At 36.1% G+C, this 14469-nt stretch carries 11 protein-coding genes; 8 read left to right on the top strand and 3 right to left on the bottom strand.

What is annotated here, in order from left to right:
* The first annotated feature begins 1205 nt into the window (after window positions 1-1205).
* Together uvrC and H6F62_RS07210 are read left to right on the top strand one after the other, a co-directional pair.
* Window positions 1206-3086 (top strand): excinuclease ABC subunit UvrC, encoded by a 1881-nt coding sequence (gene uvrC, locus H6F62_RS07215; RefSeq protein ID WP_190371682.1) that lies wholly within the window; start codon window positions 1206-1208, stop codon window positions 3084-3086.
* A 135-nt stretch (window positions 3087-3221) separates the two neighbouring features.
* Window positions 3222-4418 (top strand): glycosyltransferase, encoded by a 1197-nt coding sequence (locus tag H6F62_RS07210; protein ID WP_242025922.1) that lies wholly within the window; start codon window positions 3222-3224, stop codon window positions 4416-4418.
* A 151-nt stretch (window positions 4419-4569) separates the two neighbouring features.
* Here the strand turns inward: H6F62_RS07210 and H6F62_RS07205 are convergent, their stop codons facing one another.
* On the bottom strand, window positions 4570-5736 hold the full coding sequence (locus tag H6F62_RS07205; RefSeq protein ID WP_137908771.1) for a pyridoxal phosphate-dependent aminotransferase: 1167 nt from the start codon (window positions 5734-5736) through the stop codon (window positions 4570-4572).
* A 248-nt stretch (window positions 5737-5984) separates the two neighbouring features.
* Between H6F62_RS07205 and H6F62_RS07200 the strand changes: the two genes are divergently transcribed.
* From H6F62_RS07200 to H6F62_RS07175, 6 genes are all read left to right on the top strand, one after another.
* Window positions 5985-6629 carry a type I restriction endonuclease gene (locus tag H6F62_RS07200; protein ID WP_137908770.1) on the top strand — a complete coding sequence of 215 codons (645 nt, stop codon included), beginning with the start codon at window positions 5985-5987 and terminating at the stop codon, window positions 6627-6629.
* 62 nt (window positions 6630-6691) lie between these two features.
* On the top strand, window positions 6692-7297 hold the full coding sequence (locus H6F62_RS07195; RefSeq protein WP_190371679.1) for a Uma2 family endonuclease: 606 nt from the start codon (window positions 6692-6694) through the stop codon (window positions 7295-7297).
* 185 nt (window positions 7298-7482) lie between these two features.
* Window positions 7483-7848: a VOC family protein gene (locus tag H6F62_RS07190; RefSeq protein WP_137908768.1), complete on the top strand. Its 366-nt coding sequence runs from the start codon at window positions 7483-7485 to the stop codon at window positions 7846-7848.
* 53 nt (window positions 7849-7901) lie between these two features.
* Entirely contained in the window at window positions 7902-8783 is an 882-nt protein-coding gene (ylqF, locus tag H6F62_RS07185) for a ribosome biogenesis GTPase YlqF (protein ID WP_137908767.1), read from the top strand.
* A 154-nt stretch (window positions 8784-8937) separates the two neighbouring features.
* Window positions 8938-10305 carry an NAD-dependent succinate-semialdehyde dehydrogenase gene (locus H6F62_RS07180; protein WP_137908766.1) on the top strand — a complete coding sequence of 456 codons (1368 nt, stop codon included), beginning with the start codon at window positions 8938-8940 and terminating at the stop codon, window positions 10303-10305.
* A 121-nt stretch (window positions 10306-10426) separates the two neighbouring features.
* On the top strand, window positions 10427-12070 hold the full coding sequence (locus H6F62_RS07175; RefSeq protein ID WP_137908765.1) for an acetolactate synthase large subunit: 1644 nt from the start codon (window positions 10427-10429) through the stop codon (window positions 12068-12070).
* A gap of 26 nt (window positions 12071-12096) precedes the next feature.
* Here H6F62_RS07175 and H6F62_RS07170 read toward each other — a convergent pair whose 3' ends face one another.
* Together H6F62_RS07170 and H6F62_RS07165 are read right to left on the bottom strand one after the other, a co-directional pair.
* Window positions 12097-12822 carry a DUF4276 family protein gene (locus tag H6F62_RS07170; protein ID WP_242025921.1) on the bottom strand — a complete coding sequence of 242 codons (726 nt, stop codon included), beginning with the start codon at window positions 12820-12822 and terminating at the stop codon, window positions 12097-12099.
* Window positions 12816-14126 (bottom strand): AAA family ATPase, encoded by a 1311-nt coding sequence (locus H6F62_RS07165; RefSeq protein WP_137908763.1) that lies wholly within the window; start codon window positions 14124-14126, stop codon window positions 12816-12818. The genes H6F62_RS07170 and H6F62_RS07165 overlap by 7 nt, the downstream gene beginning before the upstream one ends.
* Window positions 14127-14469 lie beyond the last annotated feature (343 nt).

Raw genomic sequence — 14469 nt, 5'->3', positions numbered from 1 at the left:
GATTTACTGTTTCTCAAATGCCTTTTTTCACTTTATATGTTTGTTTTGATGCTCTCTTTAATTTTTTCTCTACGTAATTTACCTCTGTGACAGTTTGGGGTGCGGAATGTGGGCTATAACTATTTTATTACCCTCAGCTGGTCATCATGTAAGATTTTTTGGGTTTGAAACGGAATTTTCAACTTTTACCCTACCTCCTCTTCCTGGGGATTCTGGTTAAACCTTCAAAAAATTGATATTGATATAGCTTCATGTAGTTGCAACGAAAAAAAAGGTTTGGCGCTTTCAACCAAACCTCCATAATTGCTGTGCTTAACAACGTACTTAATTAATTTAGTCCTACTCTGCTGATAGATCATCTTCCTATGGGGTGTGTCCAAATTGTCCTAAAAATGATAGAGCATTGTCACCACAGATATTGATACTACAGGGGTAAAGTATATAAAATCTTACTAAATAAATTAGACATAAAAAAGGCTTGGGTGTTAGCCAAGCCTCTATATATACCAGGTGTTTACCATATATAACTACTTTAAACCGGATGTTATTCCTATTCATCATTCTGTAAGATGTTTACAAAACCGACAAAATATGATAATTAACGAAACTATAGTGTTTTTAGCCGTTTCCCTGTTACTTGATCAGAAATAAAAAAAGACCCTGAAATTATTTTCAGAGTCCATACACGTTTTTCAGGCATTAATCAAAGTTAACACTACTCAATTTTCATAAATATTTCTACTACCTAAAGTAGAATTAAAGAAGATATTTGTGCTTTTGGTGCGTAAGAAGTTACAATAATAAGAAAGGCTTAGTGGTTTACCAAGCCTATATATACCAATTGTTTACTATAACTACTGAATATACATTAATTGATGCTGATATTAATCTATCTAAAGTCTAAAGTATGTATATCAATATTCACAAAATCTGTTATGGGGTGCAAAAGAAAGAACTAAGTAATATAGAATGGTATATTTTGGGGATTTTTTCTCAAATAAGGAAAAAGGTCTAGCATGAAGCTAAACCTCATAAAAAGCAGTTATTCGACACACCAGGATTAATGTAAATCTACTTCTCTTTTTTTGCATCCCTCTATGGAGTGTGTTTACTTGTCTAGAAGTATGCTATGAACTGAGCCATTTTAAAAAAATCTTAATATTTGTCGTGTAAAATTACATAAATTAATTAAATTTATGACAATTATGACCATAAATTCGCAAACACTACCACTAGTTAAAAATCCCGAAAAACTAGAAAATCGTCTAGGGGAAATTCCTCCAGAACCGGGGGTTTATTTAATGAAAGATAGCAGCGATCGCTTAATATATATAGGTAAATCTCGTAAATTGCGTTCTCGTGTCCGTTCCTATTTCCGCGACTCCAGCAATAAAACGGAACGTATCAACACGATGGTCAAATTAGTGACAGAAATTGAATTTATCGTCACTGATAGTGAAGCCGAAGCATTAGCACTAGAAGCCAATTTAATTAAACAAAATCAACCATATTTTAATGTTTTACTCAAAGATGATAAAAAATATCCCTATCTTTGTATTACTTGGTCAGAGGAATATCCGCGTATTTTTATAACTCGTAAACGTCAATTAGCAAAACATAAAAAAGATAAATACTACGGACCTTATACAGATTCCGGTTTATTACGGGAAATTGTGCATTTATGTAAACGCATTTTCCCCCTGCGACAAAGACCACAACCCTTATTTAAAGATCGTCCTTGTTTAAATTATAATATAGGTCGTTGTCCTGGAGTTTGTCAAAAATTAGTTTCTCCAGAAGAATATAGGAAAATTGTCCAGAAAGTGGCGATGGTTTTTCAAGGAAGAACTCAGGAATTAATTAATATCTTAACAGAACAAATGCAAAGGGCTGCGGAGGAATTGGATTTTGAAAATGCGGCCAAAATCCGTGATCAAATAGTTGCTTTAAAATCCCTCAATGCAGACCAAAAAGTATCCTTACCTAATGATACAATCTCACGAGATGCGATCGCTTTAGCCACAGATAATCAACACGCCCATATTCAACTATTTCAAATTCGCGCTGGTCAATTAGTTGGCCGGTTGGCCTTTGTTGCTGACTCCCACCCTGAACCTGGAGAAATTTTACAACGAGTTTTAGAAGAACATTACCAAACAGCAGAAAATATAGAAATTCCTAGCGAAATTCTAGTACAACATGATTTACCAGATAGTGAAATTCTGTCCGATATTTTGACAGAACGTAAAGGCAAAAAAGTGACAATTTTAGCCCCTTTGCGACAAACTAAAGCCGAATTAATTGAAATGGTGGAAAAAAATGCCCAATATGAATTACAAAGAATGCAGAAATTGGGAGATAGCAATCTACAAGCAACTCAAGATTTAGCTACTATTCTCAATTTACCAGATTTACCAAAACGTATTGAAGGTTATGATATTTCCCATATTCAAGGTACTAATACCGTCGCTTCTCAAGTAGTATTTATTGATGGTTTACCAGCCAAACAACATTACCGACATTACAAAATTAAAAACCCTAATATTACAATTGGACATTCAGATGATTTCGCTAGTTTAGCCGAAGTTATTCATAGAAGGTTTCGTAATTATATCGCAAATCCCCAATTAACAAGATTAGGTAATTCTGACTGGCCTGATTTAATTATGATTGATGGTGGTAAAGGTCAATTATCTGCTGTTGTGGGTATTTTAACAGAAATGAATTTATTAAGAGATTTGCAGGTTATTAGTTTGGCTAAAAAGCGAGAAGAAATCTTTTTACCAAATTCATCTCAACCTTTAAAAACTAACCCAGAACAACCAGGAGTACAATTATTAAGAAGATTACGAGACGAAGCCCATAGATTTGCTGTGAGTTTTCATCGTCAACAAAGAAGTGATCAATTAAAACGATCTCGTTTAGATGAAATTCCCGGTTTAGGACAACATAGACAAAAGTTACTATTAGCTCATTTTCGCTCCATTGATTATATTCGTCAAGCGACATTTACACAATTAACGGAAGTTCCCGGAATTGGTTCCCGGTTAGCGCAAGATATTTATGATTATTTCCATCCTGTTTAAATATCTTTTTTAAGAAATACAAACCAGAGAGACAAGGAAAATTTACAAGTGAATTGTCTTGGGTTATGGTTGGTTTTGTATTATTGGTTAACTTTGTAAATACCATGGTTTTAAGAGATGAAAATTAGCCTGTGTATGATTGTCAAAAATGAAGAAACTACTCTACCAAGGTGTTTAGGAAGTGTAAAAGGTTTTGTTGATGAAATTGTGGTTCTTGATACGGGTTCAACTGATAAAACTCCTCAAATTGCTGAACAATTTGGAGCTAAGGTTTATTATTTTACTTGGAATAATAATTTTAGTTCGGCTCGAAATCAGGCTTTAAAATATGTGACGGGTGATTGGATTTTGGTTTTAGATGCTGATGAAACTTTAACGTCGGAAATTATTCCTTTACTTAAATCAGTTCTTCTTAAGGAAGAATATCTTGTCATTAATTTGGTGCGTCAAGAAGTCGGTTCTACACAATCACCTTATTCTCTGGTTTCTCGACTATTTCGTAATCATCCAAATATATATTTCGATCGCCCTTATCATGCTTTAATTGATGATAGTGTGACGACAATTTTAACTCAAGAACCATGTTGGGAAGTTGGTTATTTACCCGGGGTAGCAATTCTCCACACTGGTTATCAAAAATCTGTGATTAATGCACTGCATAAATATACTAAAGCCGCAGCCGCAATGGAGGAATTTTTTGCAAATCATCCCCATGACGCTTATGTTTGTAGTAAATTGGGGGCTTTGTATGTGCATAATCACAAAATTAATCAAGGTATGGATTTGTTAAATCGAGGGTTAAATCAATTAATTACTAATCAATTTAATCAAGATATAAATTATGATATCTTGTATGAATTACATTATCATTTGGGAATTGCTTATACACATCTACAAGATATATCCTCAGCTATTCATCATTATCAAGCTGCGGTAAAATTACCTATTTATTCACTTCTAAAATTAGGAGGATATAATAATTTAGGAAATTTATTAAAAAATCTGGGAGATTTACCAGCAGCAAAAATTGCCTATGAAACAGCTATCAAAATTGATCCTAATTTCGTAATTGGTTATTATAACTTGGGGATGGTATGTAAAGCTATGGGATTATTTTCCCAGGCTATTGATTGCTATAATCATGCTATTAATCTCAATCCTGATTATGCAGAAGCTTATCAAAATTTGGGGGTTGTGTTGTTGAAAATTGGTCATGTTTCCGCTAGTTTAGAAGCCTTTGAATATGCTATTTCTCTCCATGAACTGCATAACCCCGAAGAAGCACAACGACTTTATCAGGGTTTACAGGAAATGGGTTTATTACCAAGTTAATATCAGGCTGCATAGAATCAAATATCCAGAATTATTAGCCGCAGATCAAGATTAATACATTCCCCAAACTCCTCTCTTTGTTCTGAAAGCGTCGGTCTTGTCAGATAAATTATCCTATGCAACCTGAGATTAATTCTGTATAATCACTTAATTAGATACGAGAAAGCACGAATTTCTCTAATCTATCCATTCCCTTTTCAATGGTCGCCAAATCCGTAGCATAGGAAAGACGAATGTTATTATCAGCACAGAAAGCTATACCCGGAATAACTGCAACTTGATGTTCTGCTAATAATGCGTCACAAAATTCCAGGGATTTTAAGCCGGTTTTGCTGATGTCTGGGAATAGGTAAAAAGCACCGTCTGGTTTAGCCGTACTCAAACCAGGAATAGCGTTGAGTCTGTCTAACATGACTTGACGACGTTTAGCAAAAGCTTGACGCATTTCCTCTACGCAATCTTGAGAACCCTCTAAAGCAGCGATCGCTCCATATTGAGCAAAAGTACACACATTTGAGGTACTATGTCCTTGGATGGTACTAGCGGCCTTAATAATTTCTACAGGTCCGGCTAAGTAACCCAAGCGCCAACCCGTCATTGCGTAACCTTTAGCAAAACCGTTACTAATTAAAGTCCGGTTAAAAATCTCTTCACCTAAAGCACCAATACTGATATGTTCTGCACCGTCATAGAGAATCTTCTCATAAATCTCGTCAGAAACCACATAGATATCTGCATCAACTATTACCTGTGCTAAAGCCTTAATTTCCGCCGCCGTGTATACCATCCCCGTGGGGTTGGAAGGGGAGTTAAGGACAAATAACTTAGTTTTTGGGGTAATTGCCTGTTTCAGTTGTTCTGGGGTGATTTTGTAGCCTGTAGAAGCGTCTGTTTCTACAATCACAGACTTCCCACCGACTAAAGTTACCATTTCGGGGTAACTTAACCAGTATGGAGCGGGGATAATTACCTCATCGCCGGGGTCAATCAGTGCTACAATTAAATTGTAAAGAGAATGTTTACCACCATTGGTGACAATCACATTTTCTGGCTTATAATTAAGACCATTATCATTTTTTAGCTTGCGAGCGATCGCTTCCCTTAACTTTGGTTCTCCTGCGGCTGGACCGTATTTGGTTTTACCCTCAGCCAAAGCCTTTGAGGCTGCGGCTTTAATGTGCGCTGGGGTGTCAAAATCCGGTTCTCCAGCACTAAAACTACAAACATCTATACCCTTATCCTTCATAGCCTTAGCTTTAGCTGTAATGGCTAAGGTGATGGAAGGTGTTACCCTACTTACTCTTTCTGCCAGCTTCATTCTACTTTATTTGGCGAATATCTGTCCTATTGATCTCAGGATATCCCATAATTCTCTTCTATATTTGCCTTTTTTTAAATTCTTTTTCCTTCACCAGCGGTAAATATTGAGATCAATAAATTCCCATAATACCAAGTATATGATGATATTTCCAGCTAGTAGAGGAATTAAAACAAGCATTAGATGATTATAGCGGTTCTAAATAAAATATTAAAGATTGCTTCCTATTACCAATCATCAACCAAATAATGACACAAACACTCCCAGCAAAAGATATTAATTTACGCTACTTAATTGATAATTTTGGCATTGAGTTAGTTTTAGATGGACAATTTTTCTGGGAATGGCAAGCAGGATTACCAGAAATTACAGATTTAGATAAACAACTTTTAGACAAAGTAAAAGCTGGTTATTTGAATCTTCTCAATTATCCACCATTACTAGAAGATGTTGTCAGAATGGCAATTGTAGACCCAATACTTTTTATCGGTGATTTTTACCTATCTCCCTTTTATGTAAAATCGGAAGAATCTATAGATATTGCTGTACCAGATGAAGATGTAATTATTAAGGGGAGAATGGATATTTTAGTTTTAAAAAATCAATTATGGGTGATGATTATTGAGTCAAAAAAAGCTTCATTTTCTATTGAAGAAGGACTGGCGCAAATTTTATCATATATGTTAGGTAATCCCTATCATGATCAACCCAGTTTTGGGATGATTGCTACAGGTAGCGAGTTTATTTTTGTGAAATTAATCAAAGGAAAACCTACCCGTTATTCTTTATCAAAAGGTTTCTTAATGCGTAATCCTGGCAATGAATTATACGATGTATTGCGTATTCTCAAGCATTTAACTCAACTAGTGACCAGTGACCGCTTGAAACTTTGACAAGATTGTTTTCTTCCTGGTAACAGGGTAGCGAATCATAATCAATAAAGATGGAGTGAGTTATGGTTCAAGCATTAACAAAATTATTAACTTTCGCAGATTTCATCCTTGAATACAGTAACAACCCCCGCTATGAACTTGCAGACGGAGAATTGATTGACACAGAACCAACAAGACCCCACGAAACCGTCGGTGGTAAAATAGCAACTCAACTGGGTATTGCTATTACCAACGCACAACTTCCCTGGTTTATCCCTCGTACCTGTCTTATCCGTCCTTTTACAGAAATAGCCACAGCCCGACGACCTGATATTGTAGTATTAGATGAAACTTTGCAGCACCATGAGCCTTTTTGGGAACATCAACCAATTATTGCTTTAAGACAATCAATTAAATTAGTGGTTGAAGTTGTCAGCACTAACTGGGAAACAGATTATGCTCGTAAAGTTGAAGAATATGCTTTATTAGGAATTTCTGAATATTGGATTGTTGATTATCGAGGTTTGGGACGAGTGGTTTTCATTGGTAAACCAAAGCAACCGACATTTACAGTTTGTCAATTAATTGGCGAAGATTATAGTCAGCAACAATATCGTTTAGGAGAATATATCAAATCTTCTCTTTTACCTTCTTTACAACTGCGTCTAGATGATATTATGCCACGATAATTTTTGTGAGAATTTATCATAGGGACTGATAAAATCTCATGGGGAGGTGTGGGTTGGGGATGGGTTTCTTGTATCTCACTTAGTCAAGAATCGCTTTTAATTGATCACAACCATATTAACAGGACTTACACAACTGGTATAATATTCTAGATTGTAGTTGTGAATTTCTTCAGCAAATCCTAAATATGCAATATAATAGTATAATCATCACCATAGCCACAGTTAATTTTGATTGTATCCTTAGTTTCTATACTCAATTACTAGCACAAGAACCAAAAAAACTCATCCCTCATATTTATGCTGAGTTTGAAATCCCTGGTTTAAAATTAGGTATTTTTCAACCCAAACCAGTTAACGCAGCAGAATTTGTCACTAATTCCCAAAGTCCCCTAAGTTTGTGTTTAGAAGTCAATAATTTAGAAAGCTCCATATCTTACTTAACATCTTTAGGTTATCCCCCACCAGGAATAATTTATACAGCTTCCCACGGTAGAGAAATTTACGCCTATGACCCCGATGGTAACAGATTAATTTTACATCAATCTAACTAATATGGGAAGTTATTAGTCACAACGAACAACTAACAATTAACAACTAACAATAAATGTCTATTACACAAAACTACAAATTAAATCTAATCCAATGGTATCCCGGACACATCGCCAAAGCTGAAAAGAATCTCAAGGAACAGCTAAAACGGGTAGATGTGATTTTAGAAGTACGAGATGCTCGTATTCCCCTAGCAACAAACCACCCACAAATGAATGAATGGGTGGGAACAAGAACGCGCATACTGGTACTTAACCGAGTAGATATGATTTTACCACAGGTGCGATCGCGCTGGATAGAGTGGTTTAAAAATCAAAGTGAAGTTCCATATTTTACCGATGCTCAACATGGACAGGGAATTACAGCGATCGCCAAAGCCGCCCAAGCAGCAGGTATAGAACTTAACAAACGCCGTCAAGAACGGGGAATGTTACCCCGTCCCGTTCGCGCCGTGGTTATTGGTTTTCCCAATGTCGGTAAATCCGCTCTAATTAACCGTCTCATAGGTAAACGAGTGGTAGAAAGTGCCGCCCGTCCCGGAGTTACCCGTCAACTACGATGGGTCAGAATTTCCGATCAGCTAGAATTATTAGATGCACCGGGTGTCATCCCCGCTAGACTCGATAGCCAAGCCGCAGGAGTGAAATTAGCCATTTGTGATGATATCGGTGAAGCATCCTATGATAACCAACTCATCGCCGCTGCATTCGTAGATATACTTAATGAACTTCAGGAAACATACCCAAAATTTTTACCACCCCATCCATTACTAACACGATATGATCTTGACTCTGTTATCCACACAGGGGAAGCGTATTTACAAGCTTTAGCAGAACATCGCTACAAAGGAGACATAGAACGTACAGCTAGACAAATGATCACCGATTTTCGGAAAGGATTATTGGGGAGTATTCCTTTAGAATTACCACCAATGTAACTGTCAATTTGCTGTTGAGCTTGTGAATATTTTTCAGCCAAAATGTCTAAAATATGAGTTATGAATGTGTTAGATCATAAATGATAGGCAACAAAGAATAGAGAATAATTAAATTACGAATTATTGACACTATTTTTTATTCAGAGGTCAGATAATGGCTATAGCTACTATTAACCCCTACACCGGGGAAACACTGAAAATTTTTGAGCCGTTACAAAAAATGGAAATTGCTGCTAAATTAGATTTAGCAGGAAAGGCTTTTCAAGAATACCGTCAAACAAGTTTTTTAGAGAGGTCTCACTGGTTAGAACAAGCAGCGACTATTTTAGACCAAGAAAAGGCAGATTTGGGGAAATTGATGACTTTGGAAATGGGTAAACCATTAAAAGCTGCCATTGCTGAAGTCGAAAAATGCGCCCTTGTTTGTCGTTATTACAGCGAAAATGCCGCCAGTTTTCTGGCTGATGTCACCATCAAAACCGATGCTAGTCATAGTTTTGTAAAATATCAGCCTTTAGGGGTGATTCTCGCCGTCATGCCCTGGAATTTTCCTTTTTGGCAAGTTTTCCGGTTTGCAGCACCAGCACTGATGGCGGGCAATGTAGCCCTACTAAAACACGCTTCTAATGTACCACAGTGTGCATTAGCAATTGAAGATATTTTTCATCGCGCTGGTTTTCCTGGTGGTGTATTTCAAACATTATTAATCGGTGCAGATCAAGTTGCTGATTTAATGGCCGATGATCGAGTTAAAGCCGCTACTTTAACAGGTAGTGAACCAGCAGGGATATCCCTCGCTGTTGCATCTGGGAAACAAATCAAAAAAACTGTTTTAGAATTGGGGGGAAGTGACCCATTTATAGTTTTAGAAAGTGCTGATTTAGAAACAGCAGTTTCTACCGCAGTTACAGCGAGAATGTTGAATAACGGACAATCTTGTATTGCGGCCAAACGCTTTATTATTGCTGAGGCTGTTGCTGATAAATTTCAAAAATTGCTGTTAGAAAAATTCCAATCCCTGAAAATTGGCAATCCCATGGACCTAGATACAGATTTAGGACCCTTAGCAACTTCTAATATTCTCCAAGAATTAGACCAACAAGTTAAAAAAGCCGTCAAAAGTGGCGGTAAAATCCTCACAGGTGGACATCCTTTAACAGAAATGTCGGGGAACTTTTACCCACCAACAATTATCATAGATGTTCCCGTAGATACACCAATTGCCCAAGCAGAATTTTTTGGTCCTGTGGCATTATTATTCCGAGTTCCTGATCTCAACACTGCGATTAAATTAGCTAATGATACTCCCTTTGGTTTAGGTGCAAGTGCATGGACAACAAATACAGAAGAACAAAATCGTCTAATTCAAGAAATTGAAGCCGGGGCAGTATTTATTAACAGCATGGTTAAGTCTGATCCTCGGTTACCTTTTGGGGGAACCAAGCGTTCTGGTTATGGCAGAGAATTGAGTATTCAAGGTATTCATGAATTTGTGAATATCAAGACCGTTTGGGTGAAGTAGGGGCTTTCCTGCGGTTCGCCCGTACAGGAGTTCAGGAGGAACAGATAAAAAAGAAGAAAATTAAGCAATTACCAATTACCAATTACCAATTACCAATTACCAATTACCAATTACCAAACTTATGAACACCGCAGAATTGTTAGTACAGTGTTTAGAAAACGAAGGAGTTCAATATGTTTTTGGACTTCCTGGAGAAGAAAATCTGCACGTTTTAGAAGCTTTAAAAAAATCATCAATTCAATTTATTACTACCCGTCATGAACAGGGTGCAGCATTCATGGCCGACGTTTATGGTAGGTTAACAGGAAAAGCCGGAGTCTGTCTTTCTACTCTCGGTCCTGGGGCAACTAATTTAATGACAGGAGTGGCAGATGCTAATCTAGATGGTGCGCCATTAGTGGCAATTACCGGCCAGGTGGGAACAGATAGAATGCACATTGAATCTCATCAATACTTGGATTTAGTAGCTATGTTTGCCCCCGTTACTAAGTGGAATAAACAGATTGTTAGACCAAGTATTACACCAGAAGTCGTCAGAAAAGCCTTCAAGCGATCGCAAACAGAAAAACCCGGTGCCGTTCACATTGATTTACCGGAAAATATAGCCGCCATGCCCGTAGAAGGCAAACCTTTAAATAAGGATAATAGTGAAAAAACCTATGCTTCCTTTGCCAGTATTCGCGCCGCATCTGCCGTAATTTCCCAAGCAGTTAATCCCATCATTTTAGTAGGAAATGGTGCAATTCGCGCCCAATCTAGCGACGCAGTAACACAATTTGCTACCCAAATGAATATTCCTGTTGTGAATACTTTTATGGGTAAAGGTGTGATTCCCTACACCCATCCCTTAGCACTTTGGTCCGTGGGATTACAACAACGAGATTTTATCACCTGCGGCTTTGATAATTCAGATTTAGTCATAGCTATTGGTTATGATTTAATTGAATTTTCTCCCAAAAAATGGAATCCTGAAGGGACAATTCCTATTATCCATATTGCAGCAACGTCTTCAGAAATTGACAGTAGTTATATTCCCCAATTGGAAGTAGTAGGAGATATTTCTGATTCCCTGAATGAGATCTTAAAATTAGCAGATAGACAAAATAAACCCAATCCCTATTCTATCAGCTTACGTCCTAATATTCGGGCTGATTATGAAGAATATGCCCAAGATGATCAATTTCCCATTAAACCGCAAAAATTAATTTATGATTTGCGGCAAGTTATGGGACCCGATGATATTGTGATTTCTGATGTTGGCGCACATAAAATGTGGATTGCTAGACATTATCATTGTCATAGTCCCAATACTTGCATTATTTCTAATGGTTTCGCGGCTATGGGTATTGCTATTCCTGGTGCATTGGCAGCAAAATTAGTCTATCCAAATCGTAAAGTTGTCGCTGCAACCGGTGACGGTGGTTTTATGATGAATTGTCAAGAATTAGAAACAGCTTTGCGAGTGGGAACTCCCTTCGTGACTCTGATTTTTAATGACGGTGGCTATGGTTTAATTGAGTGGAAACAAGAAAATCAATTTGGTAAAGGTAACTCATCTTTCGTACATTTTGGTAATCCTGATTTTGTCAAATTTGCCGAAAGTATGGGATTAAAAGGTTATCGAGTTGAATCTGCTACAGATTTAGTTCCCATGCTTAAAGAAGCGCTCGCTCAAGATGTACCAGCAGTTATAGACTGTCGCGTAGATTATCGAGAAAACAGTCGTTTTACTAAAAAAGCCGGTGAGTTAATTTGTGAAGTTTAAATGTAGGGGCGGGGAAACCCCACCCTTTATTGCATCTTAGTATTACAAAAATCATGTAAATAGTTATAAAGTTCACGAAATAAAGGACATTTTTTTTGTAAATTTTCTGGGACTATTTTTAGTAATAACAAAGGTGTATGTAATCCTTTAGAAAATCGGACTGATTGCATATCAAAGTTTAGTTCTAGTGAAATGCTACTATCAACAATTAGCTGAGATAATTTATCTTGACAACAATCTCGATCTTGATCATATTTACTAAAAGATTCAGGATCATCAAACGAGATATTTTTCTGAGTGCTTAACCACCAACGCATTTTTTCATGTCTACCGCGAAAATCTGGATGTTTAGCAATAGTATTATCCCAATCCCCAATCATCCATGATTCTAATTCAGGTGCAGCAAAAGCGATATATTGAGGAATATCATGAGATTCAGTTATCTTAGATATTGCTGATATAAACTTCTCTCTTTGAGAATTAACATCTCGACAATCTAAATCATCAAAAACTAAAATTAAATCACATTTTTTGGGATCACATTGCAAAGCAATAGGTAATTCTTGAGTAATTTGTTCAATTAAACTCTTACCTGTTTTACCATAACCAGTTACCTTCCCAGGTTTTGGTCCTGGTTTGAGTCTTGCTGGTGTTTTCCGTTCAAATTGACAACTGGGAAAATTCTTTTCTAAAAAAGGAATTAATCCTCTCACCTCCGCTTCTCCACCACCTGCAAATACCCAAACTACCACGGCCATCCTCCCACAGTAGGATCTCCTACACGGTATAAATCACCTAATTGCCATCCTTCTTCTAGTTTTTGATCTAAAATTTCATGAGAGAGTGTTTTCATGGAAAAATGCGTCTTATCTTGAGAATAAAAACAATAAACATTTTCTAAGCAATCTGTAAAATGATCTAAAAGATCAGGACTATGAGTAGTGATAATAATTTGAGTTTTTCTAGCAGCTTGTTTAATCCATTCTGCTAAAATTGGCATCCAAGATACGTGCAAACCTAATTCTGGTTCATCAATAACTAATAAAGAGGGTAAAATAGGAGAATGTAATATAGTTGCCCAGCATAACATTCTTACCGTTCCATCTGACATTTCTGTAAGATAAAATGGTTCTTTAATATCTTCAAAATGCCATTCTAATGTTAATGATAATCGCCCAGAACGAAGAGAACGCAGACGACGGGTTTTAGGTAAAATGGACTTCATGGCATTATTAATGCTGTCTTCAAAGTCAATATTTTCCTGGGTTAAATTCTCAAATACTAAGGGTAAATTATTTCCTGATGTAGATAAATAAATATCATTTCCTCCTATTTTTGGTTCTGAATTTCTAATTTGATGCAAATCCATATTATTCGCATTATAAAATTGCCATTGAGAAATAAATGCAATTAACTCTCTCCTAATTTTATACCCAGGTGTAGTTATCAGTTTATTTTGACTATTTTCTAATAATTCTGGAAGTACATTTAAACCTAGAATGTTTGCAGGAATATTATCTAATACTTCAAAATGTGTTCCTGATTTCTGTTCACCTTGATTATATACTGAGATCACACCTTTACCTATTCTTTGCAGTTTTGGATCATTAAATTTATAATAATAAAAAGGTGATAAATCTGGATTTACTAAATTATCTCCACTATATAAAGATTCTTGATGAATAGTTAATTTCTGTTTTTTCCTATCTACAAACAAATCAAGATCAAGAACTGAATTTTTCAGTTGACTCGTATCTTGTAATTGTTCTGAAAAGCCATACTGAAATTTAATGACCGCAGGACTAGCAACACTATTATCTAATATTCTATCATTGCCAATTTTACTAATTGCTTCTTCAAAACTAGTAATACCACGACTTTCATCAGAAACATTAGTTAAACAATCCTTTAAAAATTTTAATGTACTAATAAAATTACTTTTTCCAGAACCATTTGCTCCTATGAAAATATTAAGATTTTTTAACTCTACGGATTGAGATAACGAGAGATTTTTATAATTTTGGGTTAAAATAAATTTAAGAATTGGTTGATACATATTTTTTTACTAACACTATAGAAAGATATTTTTGACTGAGAAGATTATACAATATATTTTCTGAAATTTACAAGAAATATATATGAGTACAGCACTTTACTCAACTATGACTTAATTCCCAATACTGGTGTTTATTGTTGTTCCATAGCCAAGGGTGACTTTAGCGATAGGTTAAGTAATATCTTTGAAATGTTGATTTTTTCTACCTTTAAATACTCCTGCTGGTAGTCCCACAGGGATCTTAATTAAATAGACACTCTATACCAAATTTGTAGAAAGTTTTGGTTCTTACAATACCTAGTCCAAATTGGAAAAAGCTTTGATTTGTAGGTTGGTTTGAAGT

It is taken from the genome of Anabaena sp. FACHB-1391 (assembly GCF_014696755.1).
GTDB lineage: Bacteria > Cyanobacteriota > Cyanobacteriia > Cyanobacteriales > Nostocaceae > Dolichospermum > Dolichospermum planctonicum.
Note: the sequence above shows the minus strand (reverse complement) of the source record. Positions and strands in the feature narration are given on the sequence as shown.